The following is a 15,771-nucleotide window of genomic DNA, read 5'->3' as shown; positions in this document are numbered from 1 at the left end:
AAATGGCCCGTGAGGAGCAGGGTTGGATTTCCGAACTTGATATCGAGAAAGGGTTTGTTTTTCAAACTCGCGCGGCTATCGTGACCGGGTGAGCACCACGACCGACACCGAGACCCGCGTCGACCCTGCCTGGTGGTCCTGGGAGGGGGCGCACGGCGGCCATGTCGCCGCCCTCGCGCTGACCGCCGTCCGCGACCGCTTCCCCGGCGCCGCGCACCCGGTCCGCACGCTGACCACCCACTACCTCGCCCCCGTGGACGACAGTCCGCTGCACTTCTCCGGTGCGGCCCCGGCCGCCCCGGGCCGGCGCACGGCGACCTGTGTCTTCACCGGCCACCAGAACGGCGCCCCGGTCGTCCTGGGGTCCGCCCTCTTCGGCGCCCGGCGCCAGGACGTGCCGTACGCGCACCCGGCGCCGCGCGTGCCCGGGCCCGAGGACTCCCCGCTGCTGCGGCTCCCGGCCGAACTGTCACCGTTCTCGCAGCAGTTGGAGATACGCCCGCCGACGGCGGACCGCCCGCTCGCCGGTGGGGGACGGGCGGAACTCACCGCGTGGATCCGCGTCCTGGACGGCCGGCCGCTCGACGCGGCGGCGGTCGTCACCCTCACCGACGTCCTGCCGCCCGCGCTGTACGCCGTCTGGGACACCCCACGTCCGGTGCCCACCGCCGAACTCACCGTCCATCTCACCGACGTTCTCGACGAGGGTGCCGTGGACGGCTGGGCGCTGGTGACCATCCGCACCGAGCACGCGGGTGGTGGCTGGGCCGTCGACGACAGTGTCGTCCGCGCCGCCGACGGCCGCCTGCTGGCCCTGGCCCGGCAGTCGAGGGTCGTCCGCCCTCAGCCCGCCGCCGGGACCGTGAACTCGTAGACCAGCGCGTCCTGATGGGCGTCCACGACCAGGTCCGTGATCTCCAGCGGGCGCCCGTACTGGTCGTGGGAGCGCCGGGTGACCCGTACCGAGGAGCCGCCCGGCAAGCGGGTGATGGCGTCCCGGTGATGCAGCGTCAGGCCCGCCCGGCGCATCCAGTCGTAGGCGCGGCGCAGTTCGGCCGCACCGGAGCCGTCCGCGCGGTCCCGGTAGCGGGCCAGCTCCACCACCTCCGCGAGCGCCACGGCCGAGAACGTCGTCACGGCCGTGCGCCGGGCCCGGCCGTCGGCGCCGGTGGACTCGTGGCGGTGCACCAGCGTCGGGCGGTGCGGATCGATCCCCAGCGCCTCGGCATGCTCCGGCGAGGGAAGCTCCCAGGCGACCGCGGCCCGGTCCACGGCGCCCGGACCCGTGGCCCGGGCGCCGATCGGGAACGCCACCGCCGTCGGCGTCTCGACCGGCAGGCCCGGCAGGCTGGCGTGGCTGCCGCGCCGGTCGGTGGCGACCAGACCACTGCTGCGCAGCACCTCCAGCGCCTGTCGTACGGTCTCCCTGCTGACTCCGAAATGCCCGGCCAACTGGCGCTCCCCCGGCAGCCGTTCACCGGGCGGGATGGTGCCGTCGCGCAGCTCGCCCAGCAGCTGGGTGGCGATCCGCCAGTACAGCGGCTGCGCTGTGGTGAGAGGGCGTTCGTGCGGGGTGGTGCGGACCATGCCGCGCCTCCTGATCGGTGACGTGTCGTAGCCGTGCGGGCTCCTTGCGTCACCAGATCCAAGCATTGGTCTAAACCATGAGGGAAGGGTCGGCCTCCACTTCGGCCGAAACCGCGTGGTCGTCCACTGACTCAGAGTGAGGCGTACACGGCGTCGACCAAGGTCATCTTGCGGGGATCGTCGGCGATATGCGGCCCCATCCGGTTCATCACATACCCCATCGACACCCCCGCCTCCGGATCGGCCAGACCGCAGGAGCCGCCGAAGCCGTCATGTCCGAAAGCCCGTGGGTTGGGTCCGTACGAGCCATCGGCGCCGCTGAGCCACAACCCCAGCCCGATCTCCGTGTCGTGCCCCAGTCCTGCCCCCAGCACCAGGTCACGGCAGCTGCCCTGCCCCTCCCGCACCCGCTCGGCCGCCTCCGGGGACAGGAACCGCAGGCCGCCGTACGAACCGCCGCCCGCGAGGATCCCGTACAGCGCCGCGACCGCCCGCGCGGTGCCGTGCCCGTTCGCGGCGGGGATCTCGGCCGCCCGCCAGGCGGCGGTGCCGGCCTGCTCGGCGCCCACCGCCGGATTGGCCAGCGCGGCCAGCGCCACGGGCGGCAACGCGGCCGGTGCGGCGGGCCCTTCGCCCTCCGGGCCGGCCGGCGGCTGGACCAGCTCGGCCGCCCGGCCGGACTCCTTCTCCGGCAGCCCGATCGTGAAGTCGACGCCGAGCGGCCCGGTCACCTCGCGCTCCAGGAACGCCCCCGGCAGCAGCCCCGACACCCGCCGTACGACCTCCCCGACCAGGAAGCCGTAGGTGAGCGCGTGGTACCCGGACGCCGTCCCAGGTGTCCACCAGGGCTCCGTCGCCGCGAGCCGCCCGGTCGTCGCCTCCCAGTCGTAGAGCTGCTCGAGCGAGTGCGGCTCACGCAGCCCCGGCAGGCCGGCCCGGTGTGCCAGCAGATGCCGTACGAGGACCCCCTCCTTGCCCGCGGCCGCGAACTCCGGCCAGTGGTCGGCCACCGGCGCGTCCAGGTCGAGCAGCCCCCGGTCGGCCAGGATGTGCGCGCACAGGGCCGTCGGACCCTTGGTCGTCGACCAGACGTTGACCAGTGTGTCGCGTTCCCAGGGGCGGCTGCGGGCCTCGTCCGCCCAGCCGCCCCACAGGTCCACGACCGTCTCGCCGCCGACCGTCACGGCGACCGCGGCCCCCAGCTCGCCCCGCTCCCGGAAGTTCGCCTCGAACGCCGTGCGCACCGCCGCGAACCGTGGATCGCAATGCCCGTGCACTCGCGCCGCAGGGTCCGTCATGAGCTACTCCACCCTTCGTCGTCCACCGAGGTGACCGGGGGCCCGCCGGAGCGGTCCCGGGCTCCCTGAACGTACCGACTGGTCGGACTGCGGGGAAGGGGGCGGGCGCGCGGCGGCCGGGCAGGCGCCCGTCAGGCGTAGGAGCGCAGCCAGTCCAGCTTGGCCACCTGGTGATACGGGCCGCCGCCCTCGTGGTCGTTGAAGTCGTAGACCTCGATGGCCTTCTCGTCGTGTGCCCAGGCGTTGAACGCCGCGAACACCGTCGACGGCGGGCAGGTCTGGTCCTCCAGCGCCGCAGAGAACAGGGCTGGTGCCCGGCCGCGCGCGGCGAAGTGGACGCCGTCGAAGTAGGACAGGGTGCGCAGGACGTCGGTGGTGCGGCCCCGGTGCGTCGAGAGGTAGGCGCCGATCTCCCGGTACGGGCGACGGTCCGTCAGGGTCACCGCGCGCGGGAAGTCGCACAGGAACGGCACGTCCGGCGCCACCGCCGTGAGGTCGGGCACCAGCCCGCCGACCGCGATCGCGATGCCACCGCCCTGACTCTCCCCGGCCACGACCGTACGGCCGCCGTCGGCGAGCGGGTGCGCGCGGGCCGCCTCGACGGCCCGGACGGCGTCGGTGAGCAACCGGCGGTAGTAGTACGTCTGGGGCGCCTCGACGCCCCGGGTCATATAGCCGGGGTGCGCGGGTCCGGACCCCACCGGGTCCGGGGTGTCGCCGCCGGCGCCCCAGGTGCTGCCCTGCCCACGGGTGTCCATCATGAAGTGGGCACGGCCCGTGGACGCCCACAGGAGGTTCTCGTGCGGCAGCCCGCGTCCGCCGCCGTAGCCGACGAACTCCACGACCAGCGGCAGCGGTTCGGTCGCCCCGGCCGGCAGGCGCAGCCAGCCCTTGACGGGATGTCCGCCGAACCCGGCGAACGTCACGTCGTACACCCGCACCGTGGACAGGCCGGCGTCGACGGGCTCGTAGCGGACGTCCAGGTCGTACGCGCGCGCCTCCTCCAGCGTCGTGGACCAGAAGGCGTCGAAGTCCTCGGGCTCGACGGACCGGCTGCGGTACGTGCGCAGTTCGTCGAGCGGGAGGTCGAAGAGGGCCATGGAGTTCACCTTGTGGGAAGGAGAGAGCGCGGACCACCGCACGCTACGTCGGTGATCGGTGCGCTGACCAGGGGCACTTCACGGATCCGCGTTCGACTCGGCCTTTGGGGCGCTGGCCGTGCTCAGACGTTGCGGCCCGTCCACACCGGTTCGGTGGCGGCCCAGGCCCGGTCCCACTCGGCGAGCCTGCGGCGCATCGCCGTGTGCCGGACGAGGCCGTGGCCGAGGACGACGACGGCGGCCGTGGCGCCCGTCGCGCACACGCCCATCGTCGCCGCGTGCAGCCGGACCGCGGAGTCGTCCGGCGGCGGCAGCACGCCCCGGCCGCGGGAGTCCAGCCACACATGGACCGTGTCACCGGGCCGTGTGCCCGAGGGGACGCGCACGGCCGACGTCCGCGGGCCGCTCCCGGGCTCCGCCCAACGGACCGTCACCTTCGCCGACGGCTGGCGCCCGGTCTGCGGGGTGTGCAGCGCGCCCGACACCGTGCGGACCACCGTCGCCCGCACCTGGCGCCGTTCGGCCCGCTGCTTCTCCGCCGTGGCGTGGGCGTCCCCGTGGGCCCACCACGCCGCGACCACGCCCACCAGGGGTGCGGCCACGAACAGCAGGAGGCCCACCCCGAGCGAGGTCCACGTCTCGACGACATCCGACCGGCGCCGCAGCTCGTTGGGCCGCCGGCGCCGGCCACGTACCCGGCTTCGCATGCCGTCCAGGTACCCCGAACACCGGCCGTTGCTCCTCGCGCCGCCCTCGCACCGGCCGCGCATCGACCTCAATCGGCCACGCGGTCGCACGGGCCGGCCACGGCCCGCCCGGGCCGGTCAGCCGAAGCGCTCGATCCGGATGCGGTCCACGGGCTGGCCCGCCGCAACCAGCAGCCGCGACGCGTGTTCGGCGAACCCGTTGGAGCCGCACACATAGGCCTCCCACCCACCGGGCGGTCGCTCGGCCAGGAGCGGCGCCACATGTGCGAGGGACATACGTCCCACGGGCACACCGGCCGGCGCGGAGCGTGTGAACACGGCCGTCGTCTCGGGGCCGTACTCCCGTGCGTAGAGCAGCTCCTCGGGGCTGCGGGCGGACACCAGCAGCCGCAGCGGCACGTCCGAGCCGCGGGCGCGGGAGTGCCGCACCATCGACATCAGCGGGACGACGCCGGAACCCGCGCCGAGCAGCAGGGCGGGCCGGTCGCCGGGCCACGCGAAGAACCCGCTGACCGGGCCGCGCACCTCGACCGTGTCGCCCGGCTCGGCCACCGTGTGGAACCAGCCGGACACCTCACCACCCTCGACATGGTCCAGCGTCAGCTCGATATGGCCGGTGTCGTCGGGCGCGGACGCGATCGAGTAGTGGCGCTGCGCCACATAGCCGTCCCGGGCGCGCAGCCGCACCATCAGGTGCTGGCCGGGCAGATGTCCCGGCCACACGGGCACCGCCAGCCGGAAGGTGGCCGCCCGCGGTGTCTCGCGGCGGACCTCCGTGATCGTCGCGGCCTGCCACTCGGACGCCACCTGGTCGTCCACGGCGATACGGCCGGGCACGGCGAACCGGGTCGGGGGAGTGAAGGGCTGTGCCGTACCGAGGGTCTCAGTCACCGGAGTACCGCTGCTCCTCCCAGGGGTTGCCGCGCGGGTGGTAGCCGTTGCTCTCCCAGAAACCCGGCTCGTCGTGGTCGAGGATCCGCAGACCCGCGATCCACTTCGCGCTCTTCCAGAAGTACAGATGCGGCACGATCAACCGCGCAGGGCCGCCGTGCTCGGGGGCGAGCGGACGCCCGTCGTACTCCCAGGCGATCCACGCGCGCCCGCCGGTCACATCGGCGAGGGGGAGGTTGGTGGTGTACCCGGTGTGCGCGTAGGCGACCACATGGGTGGCGGAGCCATGGGGCCGGACCACATCGAGGAAGGCGTCCAGCGAGACACCGCCGAACCGCACGCCGAACTTGGACCAGCTCGTCACACAGTGGATGTCGCCCTCGTACGCGGAGGCGGGCAGGGCGTGCGCCTCGTCCCAGTTCCAGGTGTGCGGCCGCTCCACCAGGCCGTCGATGCGGAACGACCACTCCTCGGGCGTCAGCTCCGGGGTGACCTCGGCGGACAGCACGGGCCAGTCGTCACCGGCGTCGTACTGACCCGGCGGCAGGGCGGCGTTCGGGACGCGCGGGCGTCCGGTGAAGCCTCGGGTGACATGCATGCGGGTGGGGCCTCCAGGCCGCCGCGCGCGACGGCCCGCTGGTCGAACGGGAACAGCAGGTGCGCGTACCACCGTACGACGTCCCGGCGGGGGACCCGCGCCCGGGCGCCAGGCCGCTCACGTGCGGTGACGCCGACCGGACACCGCGTCGCCACAGGCGGCGGACAGACCCCGGCCTGAAGGCCCGGAACGCCCCGGACCCTTGCGGTAAGGTATGCCGTCCAGCCGGGAGAGCCCCGGCCCAGGAGCCGGGAGGTGGGACCCATCACCGCTGTGTCAGGTCGGGTGCTCACCCTTCGGATCGGCGCGGACCTCCGCCGCTAGGCGACCGCCAGAGCACCCTTCGGCTTCCCGAAAGGCTCTCGGCTTCCATGCCCCCCGCGTCCCCGCCCCCGTTCCCGCCCCCCGCCTCTCCCTCACCCCTCTCCCACGACGCCGTCGTGAGCGCCCTGCGTGCCGCCGGCTGTGTGTTCGCCGAGGACGAGGCCCGGCTCATCATCTCCGCCGCCGCCGACCCCGGCGACCTGGCCGCGCTGGTGGACCGGCGCGTGAGCGGTCTGCCCCTCGAACTCGTCGTCGGCTGGGCCGAGTTCGCCGGCCTGCGGATCACCGTCGCACCCGGCGTCTTCGTCCCGCGCCGCCGGACCGAGTTCCTGGTGCGGCAGGCGCTCGCCCACGTCCCCGACGCCCGGGTGGTCGTCGACCTGTGCTGCGGGTCCGGCGCGGTGGGAGCGGCCCTGGCCGCCGCGCTCGACGGGGCCGAACTGCACGCCGCCGACATCGACCCCGCCGCGGTGCGCTGCGCCCGCGACAATGTGTCGCCCTTCGGTGGCCGTGTGCACGAGGGCGACCTGTTTCAGGCCCTGCCCGCCGGACTGCGCGGCCGCGTCGGCATCCTCGCGGCGAACGTGCCGTACGTCCCCACCGGTGAGGTGCCGCTGCTGCCCGCCGAGGCGCGGGAGCACGAGCCGCTGGTGGCGCTGGACGGGGGCCCGGACGGCCTGGACGTGCTGCGCCGGGTCGCGGCCGAGGCGCCGCGCTGGCTCGCGCCGGGCGGTTGCCTGCTGATCGAGACGAGCGAGCGCCAGGCGCCGCGGGCCGTGGAGACCTTCGAGGCCAGTGGGCTGTCGGCCCGCCTGCTGGTCTCCGACGAGCTCTACGCACATGTGGTCGTCGGCCAGGTCTGAGGCCGGCCGGGGGCACGCGCGCGGGCCGCTCAGGCGGGGTCGAGCACCCGGGCGATGAGCAGGGCCACGTCGTCGGAGTTCTCGGGCTGGTGCAGCGTCCGCAGCAGGAGGTCGCAGCACTCCTGCAGCGGGCGCCCCGGGTCGTCGAGCAGGGCCAGGAGCGCGTCGAGGCGTTCGTCCAGCGGGTGACGGCGGGTCTCCACCAGACCGTCGGTGTAGAAGACGAGCTGGTCGCCCGGTTCGAGGTCGACGGTCGTCGTGGAGAAGGCGACACCACCCACGCCGAGCGGGGCGCCCGTCGGCAGTTCCAGCAGCTCGGGCGGCCGGCCGGGGCGGACGCGGACAGGCGGCAGATGCCCGGCGTTGGCGATGCGGCACTGCCGCAGCTCCGGGTCGTGCACGGCGTACACGCAGGTCGCGATGGAGTGGTCGAGTCCCTGGGTGATCGTGTCGAGGTGCTCCAGAAGCCGCGTCGGCTCCAGATCGAGGGAGGCCAGGGTGTGCGTCGCGGTGCGCAGCCGGCCCATCGTGGCGGCGGCCTCGATGCCGCTGCCCATGACGTCGCCGACGACCAGCGCCGTCTTGGCGCCCTCCAGCGGGATCACGTCGAACCAGTCACCGCCGACCTCCGCGCCCGCGCCGGCCGGCTGGTACCGGGAGGCGACCTCGAGGCCGCCGGTCACCGGCGGGTGGCTGGGCAGCATGCTGCGCTGGAGGGTCAGGGCCGTGTCGCGGGCGTTCTGGTACCAGCGGGCGTTGTCGATCTGGATGGCAGCGCGGGCGGCCAGCTCGCGGGCGAGCAGCAGGTCGTCCTCGCTGAACGGCAGCGGGTTGTGGATGCGCTTGAGGTCGAGGGCGCCGAGAACCTCGCCGCGCGCGATCAGCGGCACCGCGAGATACGAGTGCAGGCCCGCGCGGCCGAGCTGACGGGCGGCCTCGGGGGAGCGGGCGATACGCGGCAGGTCCTTGTCGCCGACCCGCGCCACCAGCACCGGGTCGCCCGTGCGCACGCACTCGGTGACCAGACGGTCGGGCCCGTAGCGGGCGATGTGCCCGGGGGGATCGGCGGCCTCCACGGCGCCGGTGTCGTGCGCCGAGCGGACGGCGAGGGCGCGGATCACCGCCGGTTCGGCGGGGCCGAGGGTGCTGCGCCGGCCCTGCACGACGGCGTCCAGCAGATCCACCGCGGCCACGTCGGCGAGCTCCGGCACGGCGACGTCCGCCAGTTCGCCGGCCGTACGGTCCAGCTCCAGCGTGGTGCCGATCCGGGCGGACGCGTCGGCGATGAGCGCGAGCCGGCGCCGCGCGGTCTCCGCCGCGACCGCGGCCTGGTGCTGCTCGGTGATGTCCACCGCCATCCCGGCCACCCCGAGCACCGTCCCGGCGGTGTCCTCCAGGCGGTACAGGGAGACGGACCAGAAGCGGTCCATGTCGGGGTGGGCCCGGGTACGGCCCACGATCCGCCGGTTGATGACGGGCTCGCCGGTGCGCAGCACGGCGCGCAGCGCCGCCTCCACGGTGCGGGCCGCCTCGGTGTCCTGCATCAGCTCGTGCGGCATGTGGCCGAGGTGCGCCTCGGCGGGGAGGCCGTTCAGCTCGGCCAGCGCCGGGTTGACGGAGACGTAGCGCAGCTCGGTGTCGAGGACGGCGAGCCCGACGGGCGCCTGGGCGATGGTGCGCGTGGACAGCGCCACGTCCCGCTCCACCTGACGGACCGTCGACTGGTCGGCGCACAGGCCGAGGGCGTAGACGTCGCCCTGGTCGTCCAGCAGCCGCATGTTGCGGAACTCGACCAGACGGGTGCCGCCGTCCTTGCGCCGGATGGGGAAGGCGCCGGCCCAGCCCTCGCCGGTCTCCATGACGTCGGCGAAGAGCTTGACGACCAGATCCAGGTGCTGTTCGTGGACCATGATCCGGGCGGCGTACTCGCCGAGCGCCTCGCGCGCCGGATAGCCGAACAGCTCCTCGGCCTGAGGGCTCCAGAGCACGATGCGGCCCTCGACGTCCAGCACGACGGACGCCACCTTGAGCACGTCGAGGAGTCCGCTCGGACCCATCGGTCCCCGTGCCGGCTCGTCGCCCCCGGCCATGGGACGTTCGCCTGGAGACATCCCACGCACCGCCTTCGCCCGTAGTCGTGGCACGTCGATCCCCCGTGCCGACTCCCCTTGTTCTACCGCGTCCGACGGTGTTCGGGCCCCCTCGGTCGCTCACCTCCACCATCCCTCAACACGACGGCGGGTGGGTGCCGAAGACACACGTGGGACCGCGACTGTGGCTGACGCTACAGCGGACATGGCTGTCATTGGTCTGTACATGACCATGTGGGGCCGCCACACTGTCCGCCGACGCGCCCCCACCCCCCCAAGGAGCCGCCCCATGGCCCAGCGTGCCCGGCAACGTTGTCACGCCCTGCTGACGGGCCTCGTGGCCCTCGCCTCGGCCGCCGTCCTGTCCACCGCCACGCCCGCGCAGGCGGCCGACAACTGGATGGAGGTCGGCTCCGACCGCGCCGACCCGCTCACCGAGAGCCAGGGTCTGACGTCCGTCGAGGTCCCGGCGAACAGCGCCAACCGCTACACCGGCATCGGCACGATCCCCCTGTCGGTCAGAAGCCGCGGCTGGAACCATGTGGGCGACCCCGACGCGTCCCACGACGGCTACTACATCGAGCCGTACCAGGCCGACTCGGGCTCCGCGAAGATGTTCCGGGTCCAGGCGCCGGGCGGCGGCTGGACCGAGTACGTCCACGCGCTGGGCCCCGGCGAGGCGCTGAACAACTCCTTCGTCGCGATCTCACCGGGCGGGCAGTGGATGGTCTCCGGCGAGTGGGGCACCATGACCCGGCTGCTCGTCCACCCGACGCCCGGCGTCAACCCGTCCACGTCCCCCTCGGCGAACCTGCCCTGGACCTCCAGCATCCGGCTCGACCGGCCCGTCCGCGATGTGCAGGGCTGCGACTTCCGCGACGCGACGACGCTGCTGTGCTCGTCCGACGACCCCGACGGCAGCCTCTTCGGCACCACCAAGCCGCTGCTGCAGATCGACCTCTCCGCCGCCCCCGGCACCTCCGACGTCACGGGACGGGTCACCGCCCTGCGCCGGCTCCCGCTGCGCAGCTCCTGCTCGGGCTCCTTCGAGACGGAGGGCATCGACTACGACCGCCGCACCGGCACCCTGCGCGTCATCGTCATCTCGCCGGGCTTCTGTGTGCTGACCGACAGCAAGACGTACCGGTTCACCAGGGGCTGAGCCTCGGCCGGGGACCCATGGGAACGGCCTCGCCGGTAGTGCGCCGGCATGTGTGGTGCTTTTCTTGGGTTGGGGTCCGGTTCCGCGGGCTACCCGTGGCACCGCGGTGTGGCCACGAGAGGAGCGATCACGATGGATCGTGAACGACTGCACGACGAAGCTGTGTCCGTCGAGATCAGCGGATGCAACAAGGAGGACGCCCGGATCGTCTTCGACGCGCTGTCCACGTGCTTCGAGTCGGACCGGGGACCGGACGACGTGCCGCAGCAGCTCCACGAGACCCGGCCCATGGTGTGGCTCGGCACGTTCGAGGTGACGGACGCGCAGGAGTGCCCGCCCCCGGCCCGGCTCTCGTCGCGCGTCGAGGCGGACGCGCAGGGCGGCTACTGGGCCATCGAACGGCTCCGTACGACCCTGGACTCCCTGTTCACCGTCCACGACCTCACCTCGGCCTCCGGCGACCAGGAGCAGGAACTCCATGTGGTCCTGGAGAGCCGCCCCGGAGCGTCGTAGAAGCCGCAGCCCCCGGGCGACCGGAACACCGAGGCCCGCGTACCACCGGTACGCGGGCTTCCGTGTGCCCCGGACGCCAAGTGTGTGGCCTCCGTGTGTCCGGACGCCGTGTGCCGGGACGCCGTGTGCGCGGACGCCATGTGTCCAGAACCCACCCCCACTCCCCGCCCCCGTGTCCGGAGTCACGCCCGAGCTGTTGTGCAACTAGTTGCATAAAGGCGCCGCGGTCCTCTACAACTACGTCAGACGACACCGCGACGGAGGCCCCCATGAGCCGTTACCCGCATCTGCTGAGCCCGTTGGACCTGGGCTTCACCACGCTGCCCAACCGGGTCCTGATGGGCTCGATGCACGTGGGCCTGGAGGAGGCCGAGCGCGGCTTCGAGCGTATGGCGGCCTTCTACGCGGAGCGGGCGCGCGGCGGCGTGGGCCTCATCGTCACCGGCGGCATCGCCCCCAACGACGAGGGGCGGCCCTATGAGGGCGGCGCCAAGCTCACCACCGAGGCGGAGGCCGAGCAGCACCAGGTCATCACCGAGGCCGTGCACCGCGAGGGCGGCAGGATCGCGATGCAGATCCTGCACTTCGGGCGGTACGCCTATCACCAGGACCTGGTCGCCCCGAGCCCCCTCCAGGCGCCGATCAGCCCCTTCCCGCCGCGCGAGCTCACCGACGCCGAGGTCGAGCGGACCATCGACGACTACGCACGCGCGGCCCGCCTCGCCCGGAGCGCCGGCTACGACGGCGTGGAGATCATGGGCTCCGAGGGCTATCTGATCAACGAGTTCATCGCCGCGCAGACCAACCACCGCACCGACCGCTGGGGCGGCGCCTACGAGAACCGCATGCGCTTCCCGGTCGAGATCGTGCGCCGGGTGCGCGAGGCCGTCGGCGAGGACTTCATCATCGTCTACCGGCTGTCCATGCTCGACCTGGTCCCCGGCGGCTCCACGCTGGACGAGGTCATCACCCTCGCGAAGGCCGTCGAGGCCGCCGGCGCGACCATCATCAACACCGGCATCGGCTGGCACGAGGCCCGTATCCCCACCATCGCCACCTCTGTGCCGCGCGGCGCGTACACCTGGGTCACCCAGCGGCTGATGGGCGAGGTGTCGGTGCCGCTCGTCACCACCAACCGCATCAACACCCCCGAGCTGGCCGAGGAGTTGCTGGCCGACGGCCGCGCAGACATGGTGTCGATGGCCCGTCCGATGCTCGCCGACCCCGACTTCGTCGCCAAGGCCGCGGCCGGCCGGCCCGAGGCCATCAACACCTGCATCGGCTGCAACCAGGCATGCCTCGACCACACCTTCAGCGGCAGGATCACCTCCTGTCTGGTCAACCCGCGCGCCTGCCACGAGACCGAGCTGACGCTGTCCCCGACCCGGCTGCGCAAGCGGGTCGCGGTCGTCGGCGCCGGGCCCGCCGGCCTGGCCTGCGCGGTGAGCGCGGCCGAACGCGGCCACGACGTCACGCTGTTCGACGGCGCCGGCGAGATCGGCGGCCAGCTGAACGTCGCCCGCAAGGTCCCCGGCAAGCAGGAGTTCGACGAGACGCTGCGCTACTACCGCCACCAGCTCGACTGGCAGGGCGTCGACGTCCGCCTGAACACCTGGGTGTCGGCCGACGACCTCGCCGGCTACGACGAGGTCGTCGTCGCCACCGGCGTCACCCCGCGCGTCCCGGACATCCCGGGCGTCGACCACCCGAGCGTCGTCGGCTACCTCGACGTCCTGCGCGACGGGGCCCCGGTCGGCGACCGCGTCGCCGTCCTCGGCGCGGGCGGTATCGGCTTCGACGTCGCCGAGTTCCTCACCGACGGCGGCGACAAGGCGAACGAGGACCCGGAGACGTACTTCCGGCTCTGGGGCGTCGACATGGACTACACGGCCCCCGGCGGACTCACCGCACCCGAGCGCCCCGAACCCCCGCGCACCGTCCACCTTCTGCAGCGCAAGACCAGCAAGGTCGGCGCCGGCCTCGGCAAGACGACCGGCTGGATCCACCGCACCGAGCTGAAGCACCGGGGCGTCACCATGGTCCCGGGCGTGCGCTACGACCGTATCGACGACGCCGGACTGCATGTCACCGTCGGCGACGAGAGCACCGTCCTCGAGGTCGACACCGTGGTGCTGTGCACCGGGCAGGAGCCGCGCCGCGACCTGTACGAGGCGCTGCTCGCCGCGGGCCGCAGCGCGCACCTGATCGCCGGTGCCGACATCGCCGCCGAACTCGACGCCAAGCGGGCCATCAAGCAGGGCACCGAGCTGGCGGCGAGCCTGTAGGACGCCCGGAGCGCGTCCCTAGGATGAGCCCATGTCACTCCCGCACGCGATCCTCACAGCCCTGCTCGAGAAACCGTCCTCGGGGCTGGAGCTGACCCGTCGCTTCGACAAGTCGATCGGTTACTTCTGGTCGGCGACGCATCAGCAGATCTACCGCGAGCTGGGACGACTGGAGACCGACGGGCTGATCCGGGCCCTGCCGTCCGAACAGCCGGCCCGCGGGCAGCGCAAGAGCTACGAGGTGCTGCCCGCGGGCCGTGTCGAACTGGCCCGCTGGACCGCCGCCTCCCAGGACCCGCGGCCGATGCGCGACACACTGCTGCTGCGCATGCGTGCCGCGGCGGTGGTGGGCGCCGCGGGCATCGAGGAGGACCTGCGCCGCCATCTCGAACTGCACCGGCGTCAGCTCGCCGAGTACCAGGAGATCGAGAAGCGCGACTTCCCGCCCGGCCGGGACAGTTCCCAGGACCGGCTGCGGCATCTGGTGCTGCGCGCCGGGATCGACCTGGAGACCTTCTGGACCCGGTGGCTCACGCACGCGCTGGAGGAGTTCCCGGAGGACGTGCCCGGACCCGGGACCGTGTGAGCCCCGGGACCGTGCGGGCGGTGAGCGGCCGTCAGAGGTGGCGCGGCCGGGACGAGCGGCGGCGCAGGTACCAGGCGGTCCCCGCGACCCCCGCGCCGACCAGGACACCGCCGCCCACCATGGTCAGCGTGCCGTAGTCGCGGCTGCTGCCGCCCACGCCGCCCATCACGCCGCGCGAGGGGGTGGCCGAGGCGGTGGTCGTGGCCGAGATCGTGGGCCGCGCGGTCGGCGACACTATGACCGCCTGGGTGCCGGCCCGTGTGCCGTCGGAGCAGATGACGATGACGGTGTGGGTCCCGGAGCTCACATCGGACCATGCCGCCGACTGCAGGGCCTCCGTGCCGGTCAGGGAGACCCTGCGGCCCTGCGAGAAGTTGGACTGCCGGCTGTTGAGCAGCGAGGCGGTGCCCCAGCTGCCGTTCTCCCGGGTGCACGCGCTGGTCGTGACGGAGACCGTGGAGCCGGTGGTGCTCACGGAGATCCCCGTTTGTGCGGTGGCCGGGACGGCGGCCGCGAACAGGGGGAGTGCGGAGGCGGCTGCCACGGTCAGGCCCGAGCGGAAGAGCGAGGTATTGCGCATGAGTTGCCCTCCGGCGGCACGGTCGGCGGTACGTCCGTTGCGCCGCCGTAGGTCGGGAACGCCCGTGCTGCCTCAGGTGCAGCCAACGCGTACCGGGGCCGGGGCGCATGCGGGCATCCGCCGGTCAGGTGACGCGGCGCCGCGTTCGGGGGACCGGCGGCCGTGACCGGTTTGGCGCCCGGCCGGACCTGAAAGGCCGTTCACGGCCCGGTCGTGACGGTCCGTTCCGCCGAGAAACCGCCCCAGGTGCCGTCCGGCAGCATGGCCCGGATCCGCACCCGGTGCCGCACCCCGGCCTCCGGCCCCAGATAGAAGCTGTACGTGGCCTTCTCGCGCGGCGGATTTCCGCCGAACACCAGCGAGGTGGCCGCCCGCCCGTCGAGCTGGACCTGGTACTCCGTCACGGTGCCGTCCGTGCGCGGCGGTGTCCAGCTCAGATCGACGTGGTAGGCCCCGTCCGCGCGCCGGGTCGTGGCCCGGAAGTCCGTCGGCGCGGTGCCGCGGCCGTCGTCGGTGCCCGGTGTGGTGACACGCACGGCGGCCGATGCCGGGGACAGATTGTCGGCGGCGTCGCGGGCCCGCACGGTGAACGAGTACCGGGTCCCGGCCCGCAACCCGGTGACCACGGTGGCCGTCTGGTTCCCGCCCACACTGTGGATCCTCGTGTCGCCCTGATAAACGTCGTACGACAGCACGTCCCGGTCGTCCGTCGACCGCGTCCACGACAGCTGGACGGCCCGGCTGCCGACCGCGCGCCCCGTCGCCCGCCCGGGCCGGCTCGGCGCCGCCCGGTCCGCGGCCACGGCCGCCGGGGTCGTCGCCCGGACCGTCCGGCTCGGTGGCCCGAGCCGCCCCTCCGTGTCCCGGGCGCGGACCGTGAACGCGTAGCGGCGCGAGGGCTCCAGCCGGGTGACGTCGGCCATGTGCGCGGAGCCCGGCACCTCCACGACCTTGGTGCCGCCCCGGTACACCTCGTAGCCGCGGATCCCGTCGGCGTCGCCCGCCCGTACGGCGTTCCACATCACATGGACGCTGGTCGCGCTGCCCGCCCGCGCCGTCACCCCGGTCGGCGCCCCCGGCGGACGGGCGCCGGCGCCGGCGTCCCCGCCCCAGGCGCAGGACGAGAGCACGAGCGCGGCGCAGGCGGCGGGGACGAGGGTGGACACGCGTCGCACGGCTCTGCCTCC

At 73.5% G+C, this 15,771-nt stretch carries 15 protein-coding genes; 6 read left to right on the top strand and 9 right to left on the bottom strand.

What is annotated here, in order from left to right:
- The first annotated feature begins 88 nt into the window (after positions 1-88).
- Positions 89-874, top strand: a complete 786-nt coding sequence (locus tag DC008_RS02980; RefSeq protein ID WP_108705577.1) for an acyl-CoA thioesterase — start codon at positions 89-91, stop codon at positions 872-874.
- On the opposite strand, the gene DC008_RS02975 is transcribed toward DC008_RS02980, so the two are convergent.
- The 6 genes from DC008_RS02975 to DC008_RS02950 form a co-directional block, all read right to left on the bottom strand.
- Positions 844-1,587, bottom strand: a complete 744-nt coding sequence (locus DC008_RS02975) for a GntR family transcriptional regulator (protein WP_108705576.1) — start codon at positions 1,585-1,587, stop codon at positions 844-846. The genes DC008_RS02980 and DC008_RS02975 overlap by 31 nt on opposite strands.
- 131 nt (positions 1,588-1,718) lie before the next feature.
- Complete coding sequence (locus tag DC008_RS02970; RefSeq protein WP_108705575.1) at positions 1,719-2,885, bottom strand: serine hydrolase domain-containing protein; 1,167 nt, start codon at positions 2,883-2,885, stop codon at positions 1,719-1,721.
- Positions 2,886-3,016: 131 nt separating this feature from the next.
- On the bottom strand, positions 3,017-3,985 hold the full coding sequence (locus DC008_RS02965) for an acetylxylan esterase (protein WP_108705574.1): 969 nt from the start codon (positions 3,983-3,985) through the stop codon (positions 3,017-3,019).
- A 122-nt stretch (positions 3,986-4,107) separates the two neighbouring features.
- On the bottom strand, positions 4,108-4,692 hold the full coding sequence (locus DC008_RS02960; RefSeq protein ID WP_108705573.1) for an Rv1733c family protein: 585 nt from the start codon (positions 4,690-4,692) through the stop codon (positions 4,108-4,110).
- Positions 4,693-4,809: 117 nt separating this feature from the next.
- The gene (locus DC008_RS02955; protein WP_108705572.1) at positions 4,810-5,583 is read right to left on the bottom strand and encodes a ferredoxin reductase; all 774 of its coding nucleotides are present in this window, start codon (positions 5,581-5,583) and stop codon (positions 4,810-4,812) included.
- Entirely contained in the window at positions 5,576-6,181 is a 606-nt protein-coding gene (locus tag DC008_RS02950; RefSeq protein WP_108705571.1) for a sulfite oxidase-like oxidoreductase, read from the bottom strand. Before DC008_RS02950 ends, DC008_RS02955 begins: the two co-directional genes overlap by 8 nt.
- 371 nt (positions 6,182-6,552) lie before the next feature.
- Between DC008_RS02950 and DC008_RS02945 the strand changes: the two genes are divergently transcribed.
- Positions 6,553-7,368, top strand: a complete 816-nt coding sequence (locus DC008_RS02945) for a putative protein N(5)-glutamine methyltransferase (RefSeq protein WP_108705570.1) — start codon at positions 6,553-6,555, stop codon at positions 7,366-7,368.
- 29 nt (positions 7,369-7,397) lie between these two features.
- Here the strand turns inward: DC008_RS02945 and DC008_RS02940 are convergent, their stop codons facing one another.
- Positions 7,398-9,458: a SpoIIE family protein phosphatase gene (locus tag DC008_RS02940; protein WP_164492254.1), complete on the bottom strand. Its 2,061-nt coding sequence runs from the start codon at positions 9,456-9,458 to the stop codon at positions 7,398-7,400.
- A gap of 289 nt (positions 9,459-9,747) precedes the next feature.
- Between DC008_RS02940 and DC008_RS02935 the strand changes: the two genes are divergently transcribed.
- The 4 genes from DC008_RS02935 to DC008_RS02920 all read left to right on the top strand — a co-directional run bounded on the left by DC008_RS02935 (position 9,748) and on the right by DC008_RS02920 (position 14,004).
- Complete coding sequence (locus DC008_RS02935) at positions 9,748-10,620, top strand: hypothetical protein (RefSeq protein WP_108705568.1); 873 nt, start codon at positions 9,748-9,750, stop codon at positions 10,618-10,620.
- Positions 10,621-10,752: 132 nt separating this feature from the next.
- Positions 10,753-11,133: a hypothetical protein gene (locus tag DC008_RS02930; protein ID WP_108705567.1), complete on the top strand. Its 381-nt coding sequence runs from the start codon at positions 10,753-10,755 to the stop codon at positions 11,131-11,133.
- A gap of 269 nt (positions 11,134-11,402) precedes the next feature.
- Complete coding sequence (locus tag DC008_RS02925; protein WP_108705566.1) at positions 11,403-13,418, top strand: NADPH-dependent 2,4-dienoyl-CoA reductase; 2,016 nt, start codon at positions 11,403-11,405, stop codon at positions 13,416-13,418.
- Positions 13,419-13,449: 31 nt separating this feature from the next.
- Positions 13,450-14,004 carry a PadR family transcriptional regulator gene (locus DC008_RS02920; protein WP_108705565.1) on the top strand — a complete coding sequence of 185 codons (555 nt, stop codon included), beginning with the start codon at positions 13,450-13,452 and terminating at the stop codon, positions 14,002-14,004.
- Between the two features lie 31 nt (positions 14,005-14,035).
- On the opposite strand, the gene DC008_RS02915 is transcribed toward DC008_RS02920, so the two are convergent.
- Both DC008_RS02915 and DC008_RS02910 read right to left on the bottom strand, forming a co-directional pair.
- Positions 14,036-14,584, bottom strand: coding sequence for a hypothetical protein (locus tag DC008_RS02915; protein WP_108705564.1), 549 nt, complete (start codon positions 14,582-14,584; stop codon positions 14,036-14,038).
- Positions 14,585-14,784: 200 nt separating this feature from the next.
- On the bottom strand, positions 14,785-15,759 hold the full coding sequence (locus DC008_RS02910; protein WP_108705563.1) for a fibronectin type III domain-containing protein: 975 nt from the start codon (positions 15,757-15,759) through the stop codon (positions 14,785-14,787).
- Between the last annotated feature and the right edge of the window lie 12 nt (positions 15,760-15,771).

Origin of the sequence: Streptomyces nigra, from assembly GCF_003074055.1 — a bacterium.
Taxonomy (GTDB): Bacteria; Actinomycetota; Actinomycetes; order Streptomycetales; family Streptomycetaceae; genus Streptomyces; species Streptomyces nigra.
This window is presented reverse-complemented; position numbering and strand designations above follow the sequence as displayed.

Coding starts and splice junctions, on each gene's coding strand:
- DC008_RS02925 (WP_108705566.1), top strand. CDS start 11,403: ATGAGCCGTTACCCGCATCTGCTGAGCCCGTTGGACCTGGGCTTCACC.
- DC008_RS02975 (WP_108705576.1), bottom strand. CDS start 1,587: ATGGTCCGCACCACCCCGCACGAACGCCCTCTCACCACAGCGCAGCCG.
- DC008_RS02945 (WP_108705570.1), top strand. CDS start 6,553: ATGCCCCCCGCGTCCCCGCCCCCGTTCCCGCCCCCCGCCTCTCCCTCA.
- DC008_RS02970 (WP_108705575.1), bottom strand. CDS start 2,885: ATGACGGACCCTGCGGCGCGAGTGCACGGGCATTGCGATCCACGGTTC.
- DC008_RS02940 (WP_164492254.1), bottom strand. CDS start 9,458: ATGGCCGGGGGCGACGAGCCGGCACGGGGACCGATGGGTCCGAGCGGA.
- DC008_RS02915 (WP_108705564.1), bottom strand. CDS start 14,584: ATGCGCAATACCTCGCTCTTCCGCTCGGGCCTGACCGTGGCAGCCGCC.
- DC008_RS02950 (WP_108705571.1), bottom strand. CDS start 6,181: ATGCATGTCACCCGAGGCTTCACCGGACGCCCGCGCGTCCCGAACGCC.
- DC008_RS02935 (WP_108705568.1), top strand. CDS start 9,748: ATGGCCCAGCGTGCCCGGCAACGTTGTCACGCCCTGCTGACGGGCCTC.
- DC008_RS02920 (WP_108705565.1), top strand. CDS start 13,450: ATGTCACTCCCGCACGCGATCCTCACAGCCCTGCTCGAGAAACCGTCC.
- DC008_RS02930 (WP_108705567.1), top strand. CDS start 10,753: ATGGATCGTGAACGACTGCACGACGAAGCTGTGTCCGTCGAGATCAGC.
- DC008_RS02965 (WP_108705574.1), bottom strand. CDS start 3,985: ATGGCCCTCTTCGACCTCCCGCTCGACGAACTGCGCACGTACCGCAGC.
- DC008_RS02960 (WP_108705573.1), bottom strand. CDS start 4,692: ATGCGAAGCCGGGTACGTGGCCGGCGCCGGCGGCCCAACGAGCTGCGG.